The sequence below is a fragment of the Mycolicibacterium aubagnense genome (genome assembly GCF_010730955.1).
In the GTDB taxonomy this organism is placed as follows: domain Bacteria; phylum Actinomycetota; class Actinomycetes; order Mycobacteriales; family Mycobacteriaceae; genus Mycobacterium; species Mycobacterium aubagnense.
In genome coordinates, this window is record NZ_AP022577.1 from 5,712,819 (window position 1) to 5,733,977 (window position 21,159).

The 21,159-nt window shown below is 67.0% G+C and carries 19 protein-coding genes; 17 read left to right on the plus strand and 2 right to left on the minus strand.

Annotated features, from left to right (window positions below; translation table 11 throughout):
* Nucleotides 1–12: 12 nt before the first annotated feature.
* The 7 genes from G6N59_RS27300 to G6N59_RS27330 all read left to right on the plus strand — a co-directional run bounded on the left by G6N59_RS27300 (nt 13) and on the right by G6N59_RS27330 (nt 7,980).
* Nucleotides 13–441, plus strand: a complete 429-nt coding sequence (locus G6N59_RS27300; protein ID WP_138230021.1) for an FHA domain-containing protein — start codon at nt 13–15, stop codon at nt 439–441.
* A gap of 202 nt (nt 442–643) precedes the next feature.
* Entirely contained in the window at nt 644–1,984 is a 1,341-nt protein-coding gene (locus G6N59_RS27305) for a Dyp-type peroxidase (protein WP_197907895.1), read from the plus strand.
* Nucleotides 1,981–3,570 carry an ABC transporter permease gene (locus tag G6N59_RS27310; protein WP_138230023.1) on the plus strand — a complete coding sequence of 530 codons (1,590 nt, stop codon included), beginning with the start codon at nt 1,981–1,983 and terminating at the stop codon, nt 3,568–3,570. The genes G6N59_RS27305 and G6N59_RS27310 overlap by 4 nt, the downstream gene beginning before the upstream one ends.
* A complete protein-coding gene (locus G6N59_RS27315; protein ID WP_163911801.1) occupies nt 3,567–4,592 on the plus strand; it encodes an ABC transporter ATP-binding protein in 1,026 nt (341 codons plus the stop codon). The genes G6N59_RS27310 and G6N59_RS27315 overlap by 4 nt, the downstream gene beginning before the upstream one ends.
* 197 nt (nt 4,593–4,789) lie before the next feature.
* Nucleotides 4,790–6,037: an NHL repeat-containing protein gene (locus G6N59_RS27320; protein ID WP_138230024.1), complete on the plus strand. Its 1,248-nt coding sequence runs from the start codon at nt 4,790–4,792 to the stop codon at nt 6,035–6,037.
* Between the two features lie 45 nt (nt 6,038–6,082).
* Nucleotides 6,083–7,165 carry an extracellular solute-binding protein gene (locus G6N59_RS27325; protein WP_138230025.1) on the plus strand — a complete coding sequence of 361 codons (1,083 nt, stop codon included), beginning with the start codon at nt 6,083–6,085 and terminating at the stop codon, nt 7,163–7,165.
* 62 nt (nt 7,166–7,227) lie between these two features.
* A complete protein-coding gene (locus G6N59_RS27330) occupies nt 7,228–7,980 on the plus strand; it encodes a YoaK family protein (protein ID WP_138230026.1) in 753 nt (250 codons plus the stop codon).
* 51 nt (nt 7,981–8,031) lie between these two features.
* Here the strand turns inward: G6N59_RS27330 and G6N59_RS27335 are convergent, their stop codons facing one another.
* Nucleotides 8,032–8,286: a DUF2631 domain-containing protein gene (locus G6N59_RS27335; RefSeq protein ID WP_138230027.1), complete on the minus strand. Its 255-nt coding sequence runs from the start codon at nt 8,284–8,286 to the stop codon at nt 8,032–8,034.
* 325 nt (nt 8,287–8,611) lie between these two features.
* Between G6N59_RS27335 and G6N59_RS27340 the strand changes: the two genes are divergently transcribed.
* The 10 genes from G6N59_RS27340 to G6N59_RS27385 all read left to right on the plus strand — a co-directional run bounded on the left by G6N59_RS27340 (nt 8,612) and on the right by G6N59_RS27385 (nt 19,498).
* The gene (locus tag G6N59_RS27340) at nt 8,612–9,118 is read left to right on the plus strand and encodes a histidine kinase (RefSeq protein WP_138230028.1); all 507 of its coding nucleotides are present in this window, start codon (nt 8,612–8,614) and stop codon (nt 9,116–9,118) included.
* A 45-nt stretch (nt 9,119–9,163) separates the two neighbouring features.
* Nucleotides 9,164–9,964, plus strand: coding sequence for a DUF4097 family beta strand repeat-containing protein (locus tag G6N59_RS27345; RefSeq protein WP_138230029.1), 801 nt, complete (start codon nt 9,164–9,166; stop codon nt 9,962–9,964).
* A gap of 88 nt (nt 9,965–10,052) precedes the next feature.
* On the plus strand, nt 10,053–11,213 hold the full coding sequence (gene dxr, locus G6N59_RS27350; protein ID WP_138230030.1) for a 1-deoxy-D-xylulose-5-phosphate reductoisomerase: 1,161 nt from the start codon (nt 10,053–10,055) through the stop codon (nt 11,211–11,213).
* Entirely contained in the window at nt 11,210–12,445 is a 1,236-nt protein-coding gene (locus G6N59_RS27355; protein ID WP_138230031.1) for a M50 family metallopeptidase, read from the plus strand. Before dxr ends, G6N59_RS27355 begins: the two co-directional genes overlap by 4 nt.
* 9 nt (nt 12,446–12,454) lie before the next feature.
* Entirely contained in the window at nt 12,455–13,621 is a 1,167-nt protein-coding gene (gene ispG, locus G6N59_RS27360) for a flavodoxin-dependent (E)-4-hydroxy-3-methylbut-2-enyl-diphosphate synthase (RefSeq protein WP_138230032.1), read from the plus strand.
* A gap of 74 nt (nt 13,622–13,695) precedes the next feature.
* On the plus strand, nt 13,696–14,550 hold the full coding sequence (locus tag G6N59_RS27365) for a GNAT family N-acetyltransferase (protein WP_138230033.1): 855 nt from the start codon (nt 13,696–13,698) through the stop codon (nt 14,548–14,550).
* Nucleotides 14,551–14,743: 193 nt separating this feature from the next.
* Nucleotides 14,744–16,489: a penicillin-binding transpeptidase domain-containing protein gene (locus G6N59_RS27370; protein ID WP_425272322.1), complete on the plus strand. Its 1,746-nt coding sequence runs from the start codon at nt 14,744–14,746 to the stop codon at nt 16,487–16,489.
* Nucleotides 16,490–16,541: 52 nt separating this feature from the next.
* On the plus strand, nt 16,542–17,126 hold the full coding sequence (locus G6N59_RS27375; protein ID WP_138230035.1) for a DUF1707 SHOCT-like domain-containing protein: 585 nt from the start codon (nt 16,542–16,544) through the stop codon (nt 17,124–17,126).
* Between the two features lie 22 nt (nt 17,127–17,148).
* Nucleotides 17,149–18,006, plus strand: a complete 858-nt coding sequence (gene map / locus G6N59_RS27380) for a type I methionyl aminopeptidase (protein WP_138230036.1) — start codon at nt 17,149–17,151, stop codon at nt 18,004–18,006.
* A 1-nt stretch (nt 18,007) separates the two neighbouring features.
* A complete protein-coding gene (locus G6N59_RS27385) occupies nt 18,008–19,498 on the plus strand; it encodes a cobyric acid synthase (RefSeq protein WP_138230037.1) in 1,491 nt (496 codons plus the stop codon).
* Here G6N59_RS27385 and G6N59_RS27390 read toward each other — a convergent pair whose 3' ends face one another.
* Nucleotides 19,499–21,097 carry an amino acid permease gene (locus G6N59_RS27390; RefSeq protein ID WP_138230038.1) on the minus strand — a complete coding sequence of 533 codons (1,599 nt, stop codon included), beginning with the start codon at nt 21,095–21,097 and terminating at the stop codon, nt 19,499–19,501.
* Nucleotides 21,098–21,159 lie beyond the last annotated feature (62 nt).

Below are 21,159 nucleotides of genomic sequence, written 5' to 3' on the forward strand. Positions count from 1 at the left end.
AGGAAAACCGATATGAGCCTGACCGACCACGCGCACCTCAGCGATGACCTCACCGTCGACGCCACTGCCATCCACCGCATCATCGGCGAACCGCTCAAAGGCCCTGCCGCGCAACAGAAGGCGTCCGAGGTCCGTCCAGGCTCGGGCATCCTCGTGATCACGCGCGGCCCCGGTCCGGCCGGACGGTTCCTGCTGGCGGACGCCGTCGTCGCCGCCGGCCGGCACCCCGACAGCGCTGTGTTCCTCGACGATGTCACGGTCAGCCGCCACCATGCTGAGATCCGTTGGCTGGACGACGAATACTGGATCATCGACGCCGGCAGCCTGAATGGCACCTATGTAAACGGCGCTCAAGTCCAGTCTCTGCCGCTTACCAGCGGCGACCAAATCCAGATCGGCAAGTTCCGGCTGACCTTCACCTGTCGGGCTCAAGACCGCTGAGCGCGCTGCCGAGCCCTTCGGTAGCAGGGTGCTGTGAAGCAGCTGCGAACGTGCTGCGGAGCGGGGGTATCGGGTCGAATTGTGTGTAGCCTTACCTGGCCTGATTCAGGCTAGGCTACCCAAATTTTGGACAGATACTGCTGCGAAGTGGACGACAAGATTGCGATTCGATATGGGCAACGCGGATCCGGCGCGGAGGTCGGTGACTACTCCGACTGCCGATCAGGCGGAGCCCGGTAAAGGCCGCATCTCGCGGCGGAACCTGCTGTACGGCGGCCTGTTCGTCGGCGGTGCGGCGGTCGGAGCTGCGGGCGCAGTCACCGCCGGAGCCGCCGTCAAACCCGTCGGGCCATCGGCGTCGGATACCGAACCGTTTTACGGCCGGCATCAAGGTGGCATCGTCACCGACACTCAACAGCACACCGTCATCGCGGCGTTCGACCTGAACACCGACAAGCGTGACCATGTGGTGGAGGTGCTCCGGCGCTGGAGCGAGCTGGCCGCGGAACTAACCCGCGGGGAGTCGGCGACCATCCCGATCTATGACCCGCCAGACGCCGTGAACGCCTACGCCAACACTACGGGTAAGGCCACCACGTCCGACTCGCTGGATACCTGGCAGACGGGTCCGAACCGCCTCACCGTGACGATCGGATTCGGTCGCACCCTGTTCCTGCGCAACGGTATCGATCGCTTCGGACTGCGCTCGCGGTTGCCCGAACAGCTGGTCGAGTTGCCGCACTTCCCGGGCGACCAGCTGGCCGCCGAGCAGAGCGATGGCGACCTGCTGCTGCACGCGTGTGGCGACGACCTGCAGGTGGTGTTCCACGCCATCCGGTCGATTGCCCGGATTTCGCCCGACATTGCGACCCTGCGCTGGACTCAGATCGGCTACTCGCCCAGCAATGCGGCCGGTACACCGCGAAACCTGATGGGGTTCAAGGACGGAACGCTGAACTCCAACGCGCATCCACCAGCGGACCTGAACGCCACCCTGTGGGCCGGCAACGACGGACAGGACTGGATGCGCGACGGCAGCTATCTGGTGTACCGCCGGATCCGGATCACCCTGGAGCACTGGGACCGACTTCCCGTCGCGGCTCAGGAACAGGTGGTGGGACGGCAGAAGGTGTCCGGCGCGCCGCTGGGCGGGCAGGACGAGTTCGATGAACTGCGGCTCGACGCGCGGAATGCCGCTGGTGCGCTGCACATTCCGGAGACGTCGCACGTCAGGCTGGCGGCCCCCGAGACGAACAACGGGGCGATCATCATTCGCCGGGCGTTCTCGTACAACAACGGGACGACGCCGTTCACCGAACGCTGGCCACCGTGGCGACAGGCGTTGGAGTACGACGCCGGGTTGCTGTTCCTCGGGTACCAGAGGGACCCCCGGACAGCTTTCGTTCCGATCAACAGCCGGTTGGCGCTCAATGACGCGCTCACCCAGTTCACCACCCACACCGCCAGCGCCGTCTTCGCACTGCCGTCCGGCGCGGCCGGTCCTGGCCACTGGGTTGGTGAAGAACTGTTCGGACCGTCGTGATCACCCTCGGCCGCACCCGCGCAGCTCTGCCGACCAGAGGAGTCCTTGCACTGGTCAGCATGGCGGTGGTCGGCTGCGTGGTCGCGCCGCTCGTGGTGGTGATCATCGATGCCCACTCGGCAGGTTGGCACGAGGTCCATGGTGTGCTGTTCCGGCGGCGGTCGTATGAGCTGCTGACGAACACCGTCGAGCTGACCGTGCTCGTCGGTATCGGCGTGGCGGTGGTGGGCACGGCCATTGCCTGGTGCCTGGAACGGCTGGCCCTGCGCTGGGCGCGGGCGTGGACGGCGCTGCTGATCCTGCCGATGGCGATGCCCGACTTCGTCGTCGGATTCGCCTGGCACGCGCTGTGGCCGACGATGCAGCCGCTGTTGGCGGCCACCTTGATCATGACGTTGTCGGGGTATCCGCTGGTGCTGCTGCCGGTTTCGGCGGCACTTCGGCGCGCCGACCCCAGCCTGGAAGACGTGGCCCGCGGACTGGGTCTCGGGCCGATCGCAGTGTTCGTGCGCGTGACGTTCCCGGCGATCAGGACCGCGATCGGCGGCGGTACCCTGTTGGCCGCGCTGGCCGTCATCTCCGAGTACGGCGCCTTCGAAGTGGTCAGGTTCCACACCCTGACCACCGAAATCTTCACCGAGTTCAGCTTCGATCAGCGCGCAGCCGCAGCACTGTCAATCCCTTTGGTGTTATTGGGGTTTGCGTTCATCGCTGCCGACGGAGCGCTGCCTCGTCGACGTACTGGATTCACCGCACAGGCGCGCACCGCGCGCATTGGTCGCCCGGTGGCCCGGCGACTGGCGGTGACGGGTTTCCTCGCGATAGTCGTCGCCGGGGTCGTGCTGCCGGTCGGTGTGCTGGTCTATTGGCTTCAGCAGGCCCGGCACACCACGTTGCCGGCCGTGGCGGACCTGTCCACTGCGGCCTGGACGACGTTCGGCTACAGCTCGGCGTGCGGCGTGGCCGTACTGGTGCTGTCGGCGCCGGTGGCCTATCTGGCGGTGCGCTATCCGTCCCGCCTGAATCTGTTGTTGCACAACGTCACTTTCATCACCCGCGCGGTGCCGGGCGTGATCATCGCCGTCAGTCTGGTGTATCTGTCCGTCAACTACCTGTTCAGGCTGTACGAGACGGGGTGGCTGGTGGTCGCGGGCTACACCATCCAGTTCTTTCCGCTCGGCCTGGTGTGCGTGCACGCCATGGTGACCTCGCTGCCCCGTCAGTTCGGCGAAGTGGCCAGGTCGTTGGGGAGGGGACCGGCCTATGTATTCACGAGGGTGACGATCCCGCTGATCGGGCCCGGGCTGCTCGCCGGGTTCTGTCTGGTATTCGTCACTGCGGCAACCGAACTGACGACGACGTTGATGCTGGCCCCGGCCGACAGCAAGACTCTCGCCACTCAGTTTTGGGCTTTCCAATCGGAGAGTGCGTACTCGGCCGCCGCCCCCTATGCCCTGGTGATCATCGCGGTGGCGGTGGTGCCGGGCGCGATGCTCGGGTTGTGGTTCGACCGTCGACCGCAGACCGGCGACGCCGATGCGGTACCCGGGCCGGTTGCTGTGCTGGAGTTGGAGGTGGCCCGATGAGCGCCGTCGTCGTGCAGCACGCGCGAAAGTCCTACGGCCGCAACCCTGTTCTCGATGATCTGGACCTTGATGTCCCGGCCGGCTCGATCACTGCGGTGCTCGGTGCGTCAGGCAGTGGGAAGACCACACTCCTGCGCAGCATTGCCGGGTTCGAACGCCTCGACGCGGGCACCATCGCCATCGGCGGTCAGGTGGTCGACGACGGAGCCAACTGGACGCACGCCCAGCACCGCGGCGTCGGCTACGTGCCGCAGGACGGCGGGCTGTTCCCGCACCTGCGGGTCCGGGCCAACATCGCGTTCGGCCTGCGGCGCCGGGATGTGGCCCGGGTTGCCGAGCTGGTCGACATGTTGGGTCTGGTTGGTCTGGAAAGCCGTTTCCCGCACCAACTTTCGGGTGGTCAGCGACAGCGGGTGGCGTTGGCGCGGGCGCTCGCGCCGCGGCCTTCATTGGTTCTGCTCGATGAGCCGTTCGCTTCTCTGGATGCCGAGCTGCGGATACACCTGCGCCAGTATGTGGCACAGGTGTTGCGCGACGTCGGAGCCACCGCGATCATGGTGACGCACGACCGGGATGAGGCGTTCACCATGGCGGATCAGATAGCCGTGCTGTGCAACGGACGAATCGCCGGTGTCGGTAGCCCGCGGCAGTTGTACAACGCGCCACCCGACGAACATGTCGCGCGGTTCCTCGGGGCCGCAAACCTGCTGCCGGGTAAGGTGGTCGCGGGCGAATTGCATTGTGCAGTACCGATTTACGACCGGCTAGGGTTCGAGGATGGCGCCTACACGGTGCTGCTGCGACCCGAGCATCTGTCCGTAGCGCTCGACGCGGCAGAGGGTGCCGAGGCGCGCGTCGCTGCCGTCACCTATCGGGGCGCCACGATCGCGCTCACCTTGCGGATGGACGGCGAACCGACGGCGGAACTGGTCGCTGAAGTGTCGGGAGACATCGATATCGCTGTGGGGCAAAGGGTTTGGGTGAGCGCATCGCGCTGCGACGTGGCCTGGCCGCTGAGCTGAATGGCCGATGCGGCCGTCGTGGGTGCCAGGCAGGGCGCCGATGCTGGGCAAGCGCTGTGTACCCGTTGCAAATACGCTGTGAGACGCCCTTTTTAGGGTAAAGCATGGGTAGCCTAACCACGCTTCTAGATGGTTAGGCTACCCAAATGTCTGTGGGTGGTGTTGTGGTGAATCGAGGAATGGCAGTGGGTTTCGGTGTGAGGAACGTGGGATCGGCCGGCGTGCCGCGGGTACGGGCGATCAAGATCGGGGCAGCGGCGACGAGCGTCCTGACCGGCTTGTTGCTCACCGGATGCGGCCACGATGCCTCGCCTGCCGGCCCGGCCGGGTTGGAAACCAAAGACGCGCAAGCGCTCAACGCCTCGCAGTTCTCCGACGCCGGTACCGCAGCCCGCACCACGTTGGCTCCGCAGCCGGGGTCGTTCCTGGCTGGAAAGAAGTCGGTGACCACCATCGCCTCGACCACTCCCGACAACGGCGACGTCAACCCCTACGCCGTCTGGCCGGTGACCGCGAATGTCGGCACCCTGCATGCCGGTGACGTCCTGGTCGACAACTTCAACAACAAGTCCAACAACCAGGGCACCGGCACCACCATCGTCGACATCCACCCGGACAAGTCGCTGACCGTCTTCGCGACGCTGCCGCAGAACCTGGCGGGCTGCCCGGGCGGTGTCGGGCTGACCACGGCGATGGCAGTGCTCAAGGATGGTTGGGTGCTGGTCGGAAGCCTGCCCACCACCGACGGCAAACTTGGCACCGCCGGCGCCGGCTGCCTGGTCGAGCTGAACCCCGCGGGCCAGGTCGCCGGCGCCATCGCCGGTGACTTCCTGAATGGTCCGTGGGCGTCCGCCGTCGACGATCATGGCGACACGGCCACCCTGTTCGTCACCAACACGCTGAACGGGGTCAAGGACGCCGGCGGCAAGCCTGTCAACCAGGGCAACGTCGTCCGGATCGGGTTGAGCCAGACCCCGACGAAGGCGCCGACCGTGACCAGCCACACCGTCGTCGCCGATTCCTTCCTGGAGAAGGAGGACGCTTCGGCGCTGGTGAAGGGCCCGACCGGGCTGGTGCTCGATCCGGCCGGGAACCTGTACGTCGGCGACAACCTCGGAAACCGGGTCGCGGTGGTGCGGAACGCCTTGGTCCGGCCGGATTCGGCCAAGACCGGCGACACCCTCAGTAGCGACGGGCAGCTGGCCAACCCGTTGGGCCTGGACCGGGCGCCGAACGGGGACATCCTGGTGGCCAACGCGACCAACGGCAAGATCGTCGAAATCACCCCTGCCGGCAAGCAGGTCGGTGAGTACTACGCCAACCAGGACGTCGCCCAGGACCCGCCCGGCAACGGAAACCTGTTCGGCATCGCGGTGAACCAGACCCACGATGGCATCTACTTCGTCAACGACGACACCAACACCTTGTCGCTGCTGCACGGCTAACCTCTCGTAATTCGCACGCCTGCAAGATATTTCGATCGGAGTCCCATGTTCATCACCAATGGCACCAGCCGTCGGCTGCGCCATCTGGCTGCCAGCGGCGCCGCGCTGGTGGCCCTGACGGCCTTGTCGGCCGGCTGTGGCGCACCGTCGTCCGAGCACCCGAACCAGTCGGAGCAGCCCGCTGCCGGTGGTGAATTGCTGTTGTATTCGGCCCAGCACGAGCAGACCACCAAGGCCCTGGTGACGGCCTTCACCAAAGAGACCGGCATCAAGGTCAAGGTGGTGCACCTGGATGAAGGCGCCGCCGTCGCCAAGATCGAGCAGGAGGGCGACAAGTCGCCTGCTGACCTCGTGTACACCGAGAACTCGCCGTGGCTGGCCCAGCTCGATCAGAAGGGCCTGCTGGCCAAGGTCGAAGACGCCACCCTCGGTGCGGTGCCCAAGGCTGACAGCGCCGCCAGCGGCAACTGGGTCGCGGTGTCGGCGCGGATGATGGGAATCACCTACAACCCGGACAAGGTCCCGGCCAATCAACTGCCGCACTCGGTGCTCGATCTGGCGGGGCCGCAGTGGAAGGACAAGATCGAGCTCGCCCCGTCCGAGACCGACTTCTGGCCGGTGGTCAGCTCGGTGCTGCACGCCAAGGGCAAAGACGCGACCTTGGCCTGGCTCAATGGTCTGAAGGCAAACGCCGGGGCCAATGCCGCCGTGCCGTCGAATGAGAACCTGGCGGCGGACATCAATCAGGGCAACGCCGGGTTGGGCATCCTCAACAGCTACTACTTCTACCGGTTGAAGGCCGAAGTCGGAGTGGACTCGGTGAAGTCCCAATTCGCCTATTTCGCCCCGCAGGACCCCGGCTACGTGCAGGACATCTCCGGTGCCGCGGTGGTGAAGTCCAGCAAGAACCAGGCCGCCGCGCAGAAGTTCCTGGCGTTTCTGACCGGTAAGTCCGGCCAGACCATCCTCGCCACCAGTGACAGCTTCGAGTACCCGCTGGCCGCCGGGGTGGCCGCAAACGCGCAGCTTCCTGCGTTGAACACGTTGGCGCCCAACGCATTCAGCGTGGCCGATATGGGCACCTGCGAGGATGCCAAGACGCTGCTGCAGGAGGCGCAGCTGCTGTGAGAGCGAATACTCGCTGATCGGCAAAGCAAACGCGCTGTGGTGCTGCCGTACATAATGTGCCGGTGGATGAGCAGTCGCCCGACAGGGTTGTGAGCAGGGAAGCCGCAGTCGGGCCGGAGGCACGGCTGTCGTGGCTGTTGTCGTGGTTGGCAGGCATGATCGGCGCGGTCGCGTTCTTGCACAGCGCCGGCTACTTCGTCACCTTCATGACGGGCAACACCGAACGCGCCGTGCTCGGCTGGTTCGACGTTGCCGAACGCCAGAAGGTGGCCGGTGCCGGGCCGGAGGCAGCGCTGTCGTTGATGGCTGCGTTCGTGCTGGGCGTGTTCGTCGCGTCGTTCCTGCGGCGCAAGTTCTGGCAGAACCATCCACACGGCGCCACCGCGTTGGTCACTGTCGGGTTGTTGGTGGCGACGGTCGTCGAAATCTTCGAGGACGGCTGGTACTACGCGGACGTCAACTTCACGGGCATCTTGATCATCTGTTTCTCGGTGGGGGCGCTCAACACCAGTTTCGTCAAGCGCGGTGAAGTGGCGGTGCCGCTCAGCTACGTCACCGGCACGGTGGTCAAGCTGGGGCAAGGCCTGGAGCGGCATATCTGCGGCGAGGGCACCGTGTACGACTGGCTGGGATATTTCGCGCTATTGGGTTCTTTCATGATCGGCGCGGCGATCGGTGGTGGGCTGGCCGACCGGATCACCGGGCCGCAGCTCATCGGGTCGGTCGGATTGATCTGCGGCGCAACGACGATCGTCACGTTCTTCCATACGGACCGGCGGCACCGGGAGTCCGCAGCAGCCCAGGCGGCTGAATGACAAAGGCCACGAACTCGAATGAGTTCGTGGCCTTTCTCGTACTGATCGGAGTTAGCGGATCCAGCCGCCGCGACGCAGCCACCAGCCGCGGATCACGATGGTGAACAGCAGGATGGAGAACCCGATGAGCCAGGCGTCCTCGACGTGGCCGACGTGGTTACCGCGCAGCATCAGCAGCAGGAAGAGGGCAGACAGGATGCCGCCGGCCTGAATGACGCCGCGGTTCATCTTGGACCAGCCCCACTCGGCGGAGGGGACGTCTTCGACATCGACGCCGGTGCTTCGTTCGACCTCGGTGGTGGCCACGGCTACTCCTTAACGATCCGATGGATTGCCGACATTCTTACATACGACGCTCGGTCGTAGTCGCGCGACGATCAAGCGGCGAGGGACGAGTCGCGTTGAGGAGTGCGGCACGTTGGTTGTAGTCGCGCGACGATCAAGCGGCGAGGGACGAGTCGCGTTGAGGAGTTCGGCACGTTGGTTGTAGTCGCGCGACGATCAAGCGGCGAGGGACGAGTCGCGTTGAGGAGTGCGGCACGTTGGTTGTAGTCGCGCGACGATCACGCGGCGAAGTGTGACGTCAGACTGACGCTTGCGATGACACCATTGATGGTGTCATATTAGTGTCATGGATCTGCAACCGTACGTCGACGGGGTTCGGCTCGAGTTGGAAATTGCTGCCGCCGCCGGTGGTCCTGATGCCGCCGAACTCGCCGAACGGCTCGGCGCCCCACTCGACTCCGCCCTGCGGCTGGCACTGCTCGAGGCGCTTTCGGAAGCGGCCGAGCACATCACCCGCGAGCTGGCCCCCGCTTCTGTCGATGTGCGACTCCGCGGCCGCGACCCGGAATTCGTCGTGACCGGGGTGTCGGCCGATGTCGATCCGAGGGATGAGGCCGGCGCAGAGTCGGTCCTTGCCGGCGGCGACGCGGGCGTGCCGGCCGGCGATGACGGTGGTACCTGGCGCGTCACTCTCCGGTTGCCCGAGGGGCTGCGCGGCGGTGTGGACGCCGCGGCGCGACGTGACGGGCTGTCGGTCAATGCCTGGCTGGTTCGCGCAGTCGGTGCCGCCCTCGGCGGACCGACGCCACGTGATCGAAAGCGTGGCAGCACCGTCACCGGCTGGGTCCGCTGACGAAGGCAAGAAGACGAAAACGAAACCCATCGACAGGAGAGAAAAATGCGAACGTTTCCAACGCCCGACCCCATCACCGCCACCGTTGAACTCGGGGCCGGTTCGGTGCGGATCGCCGCCGCCGAGCGGGCTGACACCGAGGTGCGCGTCACGCCACGCGACCCGATGCGGGCCGCCGACGTCAAGGCGGCCGAGCAGGCACACATCGATTTCGCGGGCGGCGCGCTGACGGTGATCGTCGGCCGGAAACTGCTGTCGCTGGCCCGCGGCGCGGTCAACGTCGACATCGAATTGCCGTCGTTGTCCAGGGTCTCGGTCGCGGCGTCGTCGGCTGATCTGGAGGTCGACGGAACCGTCGCGGACTGCCGATTCAATGCTGCCAGCGGCAGCGCTGCCCTTGCCGATGTACAGGGAAACATCAAGGCCGCCACCGCGTCCGGCGACATCACCGCGCGCCGATTGCTGGGCAACGCCACCGTGTCGACCGCCTCGGGGAACGTGGCGATCGAAGGTCTGGACGGCAATCTCAAGTTTCAGGCCGCCAGCGGCTCGGCCGCCGTCGGGACATTGCGGGGAACTGTGCACAGCCGGACCGCGTCCGGATCGCTGACTGTGGCGGGCGCCGAGTCGGGATCGGTGTCGGCCGCCACCGCGAGTGGCGACGTCGAGGTCGGTGTCACGCAGGGGACTGCCGCGAACCTCGATTTGGACAGCCGGTCCGGGAACGTGCACAGCGACCTGACGCCCACCGCGGGCCCCGAGGGCGACGACCGGCGGTTGGCCGTGCACGCCCGGACCGCCTCGGGGGACATCGCCATCCGGCGCGCCACGACGGTGCCTGCCTGACGCGGTTCGCCGTGCCGTGTTGTTTCACTGCTGATCCCGATGTGCCACCTCCGACGCCGAAGCCCGAGTGGGGCGGCACAATGGAGAAGTGAGTGAGCGGCTACGAGTCCTGGTGCTCGGCAGTACCGGGTCGATCGGCACCCAGGCCCTGGAGGTGATCGCCGCCAACCCCGACCGGTTCGAGATCGTCGGTCTGGCGGCCGGCGGCGGCAATGCCGAACTGCTGGCCCGGCAGCGCGCCGAAACCGGCGTCACCAACATCGCGGTGGCCGACGCGGCTGCGGCCGAGCGCATCGGCGACGTCACCTACGCGGGCGCCGACGCAGCCACCCGGCTGGTCCAGGAGACCGAGGCGGACGTCGTCCTGAACTCGCTGGTCGGTGCGCTCGGCTTGAAGCCGACGCTGGCCGCGTTGCACTCGGGTGCTCGGCTGGCGCTGGCGAACAAGGAATCGCTGGTCGCCGGTGGGCCGCTGGTGCTCAAGGCAGCGCGGCCCGGGCAGATCGTGCCCGTGGACTCCGAGCATTCGGCGCTGGCCCAGTGCCTGCGGGGCGGTACGCGTGACGAAGTGGCCAGGCTGGTGCTCACCGCCTCGGGCGGGCCGTTCCGGGGCTGGTCGGCTGCCGCACTGGCGGACGTCACGCCCGAGCAGGCCGGTGCCCACCCGACGTGGTCGATGGGGCCGATGAACACCCTCAACTCGGCATCACTGGTCAACAAGGGGCTGGAGCTCATCGAGACCCACCTGTTGTTCGGCATCGATTACGACCGCATCGACGTCGTCGTGCACCCGCAGTCCATCGTGCATTCGATGGTCACGTTCACCGACGGCTCGACGCTGGCACAGGCCAGCCCGCCCGACATGAAACTGCCCATCGCGCTCGCACTGGGCTGGCCGGCGCGTGTCCCGGGCGCGGCGCCGGCCTGCGACTGGACCACGGCGTCGACCTGGGAGTTCGAGCCGCTGGATGACGACGTCTTCCCGGCGGTCCGGCTGGCCCGTGAGGCCGGGACCCGGGGTGGTTGCCTGACCGCCGTCTACAACGCCGCCAACGAGGAGGCCGCGGAAGCCTTCCTGCAGGGACGTATCGGCTTCCCGGCGATCGTGCGGACGGTGTCCGACGTGCTGGGCGCTGCGGATCAATGGGCCGCCGAACCCAGTACCGTGGATGACGTACTTGATGCGCAGGATTGGGCCCGGGACCGGGCACGGCGCATCATCGCACAGGAGGTTGTGCCCGCCCGATGATGTTCGTGATCGGCATTGCGCTCTTCGCGCTGGCCATTCTGGTGTCGGTGGCCCTGCACGAGTGCGGCCACATGTGGGTGGCCCGGGCCACCGGAATGAAGGTGCGGCGGTACTTCGTCGGCTTCGGCCCGACGTTGTGGTCCACGCACCGGCCCAACCGGCTCGGCACCACGGAGTACGGACTCAAGGCCGTGCCGTTGGGCGGCTTCTGCGACATCGCGGGCATGACGTCGGTCGACGAGATCGCGCCCGAGGACGAGCCCCACGCGATGTACAAGCAGAAGGTGTGGAAGCGCGTCGCCGTGCTGTTCGCCGGACCCGCGATGAACTTCGTCATCGGACTGGTGCTGATCTACGGCATCGCCGTCACGTGGGGCCTGCCCAACCTGCACCCGGCGACCACCGCGGTGATCGGTGAGACCGCTTGTGTGGCACCGCAAATCGCCAAAACGGGGGACAACCCGTTCGGTCCGTGCCCCCACCCGGGTGCCGGCCCCGCCGCGGCGGCCGGACTGAAGGCCGGGGACACGGTGGTCAAGGTCGGCGGGCAGTCGGTGAGCACGTTCGAGGAGATGGCGAAGGCCATCCGTGGCCTCAGCGGCGCTGTTCCCGTCGTCTACGAACGCGGCGGCCACACGTTCACCACCACCGTCGACGTCGAGCAGACCCAACGATTCACCGACAAGGAAGCCGCGACTGCGACACAGGTCGGCGCCATCGGCGTCACCGCTGCGCCGCAGCCCGGACCGACCCACTACAACGTGCTGACCGCCGTGCCCGCGACCTTCACCTTTACCGGTGATCTGGCCGTCGAACTGGGCAAGTCGCTGGCGAAGATCCCGACCAAGGTCGGTGCGCTGATCCATTCGATCGGCGGCGGCGAGCGCGACAAGGAAACCCCGATCAGTGTGGTCGGGGCCAGCATCATCGGCGGCGACACCGTCGACCACGGGTTGTGGGTGATGTTCTGGTTCTTCCTGGCGCAGCTGAACTTCGTCCTGGGCGCGGTGAACCTGCTCCCGCTGCTGCCGTTCGACGGCGGACACATCGCGGTCGCGGTGTTCGAGAAGCTGCGCAATATGATTCGCGCGTCCCGCGGCAAAGTCGCCGCGGCGCCGGTGAACTACCTCAAGCTGATGCCTGCCACCTATCTGGTGCTGGTCGTGATCGGTGGCTACATGCTGCTGACGGTGACGGCTGATCTTGTGAACCCCATTCGAATCTTCCAGTAGGAGACCGTGATGACCTCCATCGGTTTGGGTATGCCGGGCGTCGGCAGTGAGCCGCCGGCACCGCCGACACTTGCGCCCCGTCGCAAGACCCGCCAGCTGATGGTGCGCGACGTCGGCATCGGCAGCGATTACCCGATCGCGGTGCAGTCGATGTGCACCACCAAGACCCACGACGTCAACGCCACGCTGCAGCAGATCGCCGAGCTGACCGCGTCGGGCTGTGACATCGTCCGCGTGGCCTGTCCGCGACAGGAAGACGCCGACGCGCTGGCCGAGATCGCCCGCCACAGCCAGATCCCGGTGATCGCCGACATCCACTTCCAGCCCAAGTACATCTTCGCGGCCATCGACGCCGGATGCGCCGCGGTGCGCGTGAACCCGGGCAACATCAAGGAGTTCGACGGCCGGGTCAAGGAAGTCGCCAAGGCCGCCGGTGCCGCGGGCATCCCGATCCGCATCGGCGTCAACGCCGGTTCGCTCGACCCGCGGTTGCTCGAGAAGTACGGCAAGGCCACCCCGGAGGCGCTCGTCGAGTCGGCGCTGTGGGAGGCCTCGCTGTTCGAGGAGCACGGCTTCGGCGACATCAAGATCAGCGTCAAGCACAACGATCCGGTGATCATGGTGGAGGCCTACCGGCAGCTCGCCGCCAAGTGCGACTACCCGCTGCACCTGGGCGTGACCGAGGCCGGCCCCGCCTTCCAGGGCACCATCAAGAGTGCCGTCGCCTTCGGGGCGCTGCTGAGCGAGGGCATCGGCGACACCATCCGGGTGTCGCTGTCCGCGCCGCCCGTCGAAGAGGTCAAGGTCGGCAACCAGATTCTGGAGTCGCTGAACCTGCGCCCGCGCGGCCTGGAGATCGTGTCCTGCCCGTCGTGCGGTCGTGCCCAGGTGGACGTCTACAAGCTGGCCAACGCGGTCTCGGCGGGCCTCGACGGGCTCGACGTGCCGTTGCGGGTCGCGGTGATGGGCTGCGTGGTCAACGGACCGGGCGAGGCGCGCGAGGCGGACCTCGGCGTGGCGTCCGGCAATGGCAAGGGCCAGATTTTCGTGCGCGGCCAGGTCATCAAGACTGTGCCCGAGTCCCAGATCGTCGAGACCCTGATCGAGGAGGCCATGCGAATCGCGGCCGAGTCCGGCACCGATACGAGCGGTTCGCCCGTCGTGACCGTAAGCTGAGCACGCACCTTGTGACTCCGGTCACCCAGCGCGCCCAGTAACCGCATCAGTCACACACACAAGAAGGTCGGTGAATGTCGGCACCTCCGCTGTTCCGGATCGCAGATGCGCGCCGGATATCTGTGGTGCGCGAAGTCGCCCAGGTGCAGCAGGTCTTCGACCAGGACCCGGTGGGCACCTGCATGGTGGCCGCCCGGGTCGGCGATCACGGCCTTGATCCGGTGGCGATCGGTGGCGAACTGTGGACCCGCAGCCTGCCCACCGAATCGCTGTGCTTCGCCGGCGTGAATCTGATCCCGATGCGGGGGACCGCGGCCGACATGATGGTCTTCGCCGACAAGGTGATGAGCGCGCCGCGGCGGTGTTCGTCGTTGGTGGGCCGCGCCGAGTTGGTGCTGCCGATGTGGCAGCAACTGGCCCAGGTGTGGGGCCCGGCCCGCGAGGTTCGGGACTGCCAGCCGCTGCTGACGCTGTCCGACGCTCCGCAGTGCGCGCTCGATCCTGCGGTGCGCCCGGTCCGAATGGACGAGCTGGACGCGTATGTCGTTGCGGCAGTGGACATGTTCATCGGCGAGGTGGGGGTGGACCCGCGCATGGGCGACGGCGGTCGCGGTTACCGGCGCCGGTTGGCGGGGCTGATCGCCGCCGGCCGGGCCTGGGCGCGGTTCGAGGACGGCCAGGTCGTGTTCAAGGCCGAGATCGGGGCGCAGACGTCGCGGGTCGGTCAGATCCAGGGCGTGTGGGTGCATCCGGATCGGCGTGGACACGGTCTCGGTGCGGCGGGTACGGCGACCCTGGCGTCGGCGGTGCTGCGCAGCGGGCGGACCCCCAGCCTCTACGTCAACGATTTCAACGCCCCGGCCCGCGCCATCTACCGGCGCATCGGGTTCAACCAGTTGGGCACCTACGCAACGGTGTTGATGGACTGACGCCCGCGCTGCGTGCGCGGCCTCACACCGGACGTCGTGCGTCCGGGTGCTCACAAAACTGTCACGGTTACGTCTCGGTGTGCCTCCGCACTACTTGCTTGTCACACTTCTAACATCAGCCCCAATGGCAACGCACACATCATCCGTTTCTCGCTCGGCCGTGTTGTTGTCGGTGGTGGCGGTCGCAGGAGCGATGACGGCCTGCACCCCGAAACCCAACGGCCCCGAGCCCACCGCGCAGGCGTTCTTCGCCGCCCTCGGCCGCGGGGACACCGGCGCCGCCGCCGACCTGTCCGACAAGCCCAATGACGCACGCACCGCGATCAACCAGGCCTGGGCCGGCCTGCAGGCGACCAAACTCGACGCGCAGGTGCTCGGCTCCAAGTACACCCAGGACACCGGCAAGATCACCTACCGGTACACGTGGCACCTGCCCAAGGACCGCACCTGGTCCTACACCGGCCAGCTCAACATGATCCGGCAGGACAACCGGTGGCAAGTGCGTTGGGGCAGTACCGATCTGCACCCGAACCTGGGGGAGCACCAGAGCTTCCAGCTGCGCGCCGACCAGCCCGTTCGGGCCTCGGTCAACGAGCTCGGCGGCAGCAACGTTCTGGTACCCGGGTATCACTACAACTACGCGCTCAATGCACGTTCGGCCGCCGGTGACCTGATGCGGACCTCTCGCGTGGTCGCCGACGTGCTGCGACAGTTCGACAACACCATGGACGCCCAGCGGCTCGCGGAGCAGGCCAGCTCGTCCACCGGACCGCTGAACCTGATCACCCTGCGACGCGAGGACAACGACAAGGTGTCGGGGGCGCTCGGCCATCTGCCGGGCGTGGTGATCACCCCGCAGCCGGAGATGGTGCCCACCGATCCCCGCTTCGCGCCGGCCATCGTCACCGAGGTCAAGAAGCAGGTGGCCGATCAGCTCGTCGGTCAATCCGGCTGGCGCGTGGTGAGCGTCAACCAGAACGGCGCCGACATCGACGTCCTCAACGAGGTGCCGGGCAAGCCGGCCCCGTCGATCACCATCAGCCTGGACCGCAACGTGCAGAACGCCGCTCAGGATGCGGTGAACATGGTGGGCCGCAAGGCGATGATCGTCGCGATCAAGCCCTCGACCGGTGAAATCCTGGCCGTCGCGCAGAACGCCGCCGCCGATGTCGACGGCCCGACGGCCACCATGGGTCTGTACCCGCCCGGGTCGACGTTCAAGATGGTCACCGCCGGTGCCGCCATCGAAACCGACTTGGCCGGACCCAACACGCTGCTGGGTTGCCCCGGCACCATCGACATCGGGCAGCGGACCATCCCGAACTACGACCGGTTCGACCTCGGCGTGGTGCCGATGTCCAAGGCATTCGCCAACTCGTGCAACACCACCTTCGCCGAGCTTGCCAGCCGGATGGCGCCACGAGCCCTCACCAACGCCGCGGCGCAGTACGGGATCGGCGCCGACTACCAGGTCGCCGGCATCGACACCGTCACCGGAAAGGTGCCGCCCACGGTGAACCTCGCCGAGCGCACCGAGGACGGCTTTGGTCAGGGCAAGGTCCTGGTCAGCCCGTTCGGAATGGCACTGGCGGCGGCCACCGTCGCGGCCGGCAAGACACCCCTGCCGCAGCTGATCGAGGGCCGTCCGACCACAGTGTCGGGCAACACCGCGGCGATCAGCTCGAAGATGCTCGACGGGCTGAGGCCCATGATGCAGCTGGTGGTGACCAACGGCACCGCCAAGGACCTGCGCGGCAGCGGTGACGTGCGCGGGAAGACCGGTGAAGCCGAATTCCAGGGCGGCTCGCACGCCTGGTTCGCCGGCTACCGCGGCGATATGGCCTTCGCGGCCCTGATCGTCGGCGGTGGCGGATCGGAGACCGCGGTCCGCATGTGCCGCGACATGTTCAAGGGACTGCCACCCGACTATCTCGCCTGACCCCGGTAACTCCGCTCCTGCCGACCGCACCAGGCCTGAGTAACCTGTTTGGGTGACCAACAGCGACGAGATCGCGGTCTTGCGCGTCTCCGACGCCGACCGCAACGGCACGCTCCGGCGGCTGCACAACGCGGTGGCTCTGGGGCTCATCGACATGAACGAGTTCTCCGAGCGGTCCGCGCTGGTCGCCCTCGCCCGGCAACAGGCCGAGCTGGCGGTGCTGGTCGGCGATCTGCCCGCGCCCAACGCCATCGTGACGGCCTCGGCCGACCGCGTCGAGCTGCGCGGGGTCATGGGGTCGCTGAAGCGGCAGGGTGAGTGGGTCGTGCCGACCCGGCTTGCGCTGGTCCGCCGCGTCGGCTCGATCGACCTGGACCTCACCCGTGCCCGATTCGGCGGGCCCATCGTGGTCATCGAACTCGATCTCAAGTTCAGCTCCCTTGACCTTCGGCTACCCGAAGGCGCCAGCGCATCCATCGACGACGTCGAGGTGGCTGTCGGCAGTGCCACCGACCACCGCAAGGACGCGCCCGCCGACGGCACCCCGCACGTCATCCTGACCGGGCGGGTGCTCTTTGGGTCGGTCGACATCCGGGGACCGCGCCGGGGCTTGTTCGGGCGCGGCGACCGCGGCTAGCCGCGCTCGCTAAGCTGGGACAATGTCTGTTCGTACCGCGCTTCGCCCCGGCGAGGTGTCTCCGACCCTGCCGGTGCCCAAGTCGATCCCGCGCCCGGAGTACGCGTGGAAGCCGACGGTGCGCGAAGGCAGCGAGCCATGGGTGCAGACGCCCGAGGTGATCGAGAAGATGCGCGTGGCCGGCCGCATCGCGGCGCAGGCGCTCGCCGAGGCCGGCAAGGCCGTCGCGCCCGGCGTCACCACCGACCGCCTGGACCGGGTGGCGCACGAATACATGCTGGACCACGGCGCCTACCCGTCGACACTGGGCTACAAGGGTTTTCCCAAGTCCTGCTGCACCTCGCTGAACGAGATCATCTGCCACGGCATCCCGGACTCGACGGTGATTCAGGACGGTGACATCGTCAACATCGACGTCACCGCCTACAAGGACGGCGTCCATGGCGACACCAACGCCACTTTCCTCGCGGGCGACGTCTCGGAGGAGCACCGGCTGCTGGTCGAGCGCACGCACGAAGCCACCATGCGGGCCATCAAGGCGGTCAAGCCGGGCCGGCAGCTGTCGGTGGTCGGCCGGGTCATCGAGTCGTACGCAAACCGGTTCGGCTACAACGTGGTTCGCGACTTCACCGGCCACGGCATCGGCGAGACGTTCCACAACGGCCTGATCGTGCTGCACTACGACAAGCCCGAGGTCGAGACGGTGCTGGAGCCGGGTATGACCTTCACCATCGAGCCGATGATCAACCTCGGTTCGCTGGACTACGAGATCTGGGACGACGACTGGACCGTCGCGACCAAGGACAAGAAGTGGACGGCGCAGTTCGAGCACACCCTCGTGGTGACCGACGACGGCGCCGACATCCTGACCCTGCCGTGACGTGACCGGCGGGGCTCTGCTGGTCGCCGGCACCACGTCGGACGCCGGTAAGTCGATGGTGGTGGCCGGGCTGTGCCGGCTGCTGGCCCGCAACGGCGTGCGGGTGGCGCCGTTCAAGGCGCAGAACATGTCCAACAACTCGGCCGTCACGATCGAAGGCGGTGAGATCGGCCGGGCGCAGGCGATGCAGGCGCGAGCGGCCGGCCTGGCACCGAGCGTGCGGTTCAACCCGATCCTGCTCAAGCCCGGCGGGGACCGCACCTCGCAGCTCGTGGTGCGCGGCCAGGTCGCCGGCACCGTGGCGGCGGGGGACTACTTCACCCGGCGGACGCAGCTCGCCACCGTGGTGGCCGACGAATTGGCGGCACTGCGAAGCGAATTCGATGTGGTGATCTGTGAGGGTGCGGGATCGCCCGCCGAGATCAATCTGCGGGCCACCGACGTGGCCAACATGGGATTGGCGCGTGTGGCGAACCTGCCGGTGGTCGTGGTCGGCGACATCGACCGCGGCGGGCTGCTGGCGCACCTCTACGGCACGGTGGCGGTGCTCGAACCGGCGGACCAGAAACTGATCGCCGGTTTCCTGGTCAACAAGTTCCGTGGCGATCCGGCGCTGCTGGAACCCGGTCTGCGGCAACTGGAATCGCTCACCGGACGCCCGACGTACGGGGTGATCCCGTACAGCGACGACCTGTGGCTCGATGCCGAGGACTCGCTGTCCGTCACGGCGCGCGGGCAGCTGGGCCGGCCGACGGTGCCGCGCGGGCACGATGCCTTGGTGGTGGCCGCGATACGACTGCCGCGGATCTCGAATTCCACCGACGTCGAGGCCCTGGCGTGCGAGCCGGGCGTGCAGGTGCAGTGGGTCGACACCGCGGCCGAGCTCGCGGGCGCCGATGTGGTGGTGCTGCCCGGCAGTAAGGCGACGGTCTCGGATCTGAACTGGCTGCGCGAGCGGGGACTGGCCGATGCCGCCACCGCGCATGTCCGGTCCGGTCGTGCGGTGCTGGGTGTCTGTGGCGGATTCCAGATGCTCTGTACGACGATCCTCGACACCGTCGAATCGGGCGCGGGCCGGGTGCCGGGGCTGGGACTGCTCGACGCGGACATCGAGTTCGACGCCGACAAGACCCTGAAGCACTGGGATACGCCGTTGTACGGCTACGAGATTCACCACGGTCGGGTCGCGCGCAGTGCTGAGCGGGACTGGCTCGGTGTCGGCATCCGGGCGGGCCAGGTCTACGGCACGCACTGGCACGGGCTGATGGACAACGACGCCGTACGCCGGGCCTGGCTCACCGAGGTTGCGGCGGCCTGCGGCAAGCACGGGTTCGTGGTGGCGGACGACGTCAACGTCGCGGCGCGGCGAGACGCTCAGCTAGACGTGATGGCCGATCTGCTTGCCGCGCATGTGGATGTCGACGCGGTGCTGAAACTGGTGGAATCCGGGGCACCGGTCCGCCCGATCATCGCCAGTACCGTGGGTGAGTGATCAGCTCGATTCGGCCACCGGTGCTGTCGGTGCTGTCGGTGCTGTCGGTTCTAAGGGCTCCTCGACCTGCTTGATGGGTCCGGTGAACCAGTTCTTCACCGACACGTGCCAGTAGATGTACAGGAGCACGAGGACGCCACCGACCAGCAACGGCGTGTAGTTGACGAACTTCCACTCGAAACTGGGGTCCCACGGCACGCCGCCCAACGACGTCGGGAACATGGCGATGATCGAGGTGACCGTGATCTCGGCGAGCGCTACCGGGGCCATCCATCGGTGGTGGCCGCGCAGATTCCAACTGCCCGTTTCGAATTCATCGCCCGCGCGCCAGCGGTAGTAGATCGGCACCGCGAAGCACAGGTAGACCCCGACGACCCCGATCGAGACCACGGCGTAGAACGCCACCGGGGTGGGCGTGCCGTTGATGTCCACCTTGACCAGGGCCGGCAGGGTCAGTGCAGCGGCCACGACGGCGGTGATCGTCACGCTGTGCGTGGGCACCCGGTGCTTGTTGACCGCCGACCACCACCGATGGCCGGGTACCGCGCGGTCCCGGCTGAACGCGAACAACATCCGCGAGGCGCTGGTCTGGCAGGCGACGGCGCAGAAGAACTGGCCGGCCGTCGAGATGAACAGCACCAACGTCGCCCATCTCGAACTCATCGCCTGGTTGAAGATGGCGGCGACCGCACCGCCGCCCTTGGACACCGCGTCGGCATCCTGGACCGCGAACAGGAACGCCAACAAGAGAACCCAGCCGCCGACGGCCGAGTAGAAGATGGATCGCCAGATACCCTTGGCGGCCGCGCCCGCCGCGCTCTTGGTTTCCTCGGAGAGGTGCGCCGACGCGTCGTAGCCGGTGATGGTGTACTGCGTGAGGATCACCGAGATCGGCAGCACCACCAACAGCCAACCGGCGCCTGACGTGGCGCCGCCGAACATGCCGCTGTTGTTGATCGTCTTGGCGAAAACGTCCGAGAAGCTCGCATGATGGCTCGGCACGAAGATTAGAATGCCGATGACGGCGGCCGCGCCGAAGACGTGCCACCACACCGACACATTGTTGATGATCGCCAGCAGATGGCTGGAGAAGATGTTGATCAGCGCCGAGATGCCCAGGATGGCCACGAAGATGAGGAACGTGCGGGTGAGGCTGTACCCCGCCAACCAGTCGGCGCTGAGGGTGCCCAAGGTGAGGTCGATGAATGTCGCACAGCCATACGCCACCGACGCCAGGATGGCCACCAGGCCGATGAGGTTGAGCCACCCCGCGTAGAAACCGGCCTTTGCGCCGCCGAGTTTTGCTGCCCACCAATAGATTCCGCCGGACGTCGGGAAGGCGGACACCAGCTCGGACATACAGAGCCCGATGACGAGGATGAAAGCCGCGACGATCGGCCAGCCCCAGGCGATGGCGGCCGGCCCACCGTTGTTCCAGCCCAGACCGAACGAGGTGAAACACCCCGAGAGGATGGAGATGATGGAGAACGAGATGGCGAAATTGCTGAATCCCGACCAGGAGCGCTGCAGCTCTTGACTGTATCCGAGCTTGGCCAGTAGCAGCTCGTCTTCGGTAAGTGCTTCGTGTCCTTCTGGCACTGCGGCCTCCTTAGGCGCCCTGGATGTTGAAGAACAATAGGGGGCATCCGGGTTTCACGCTG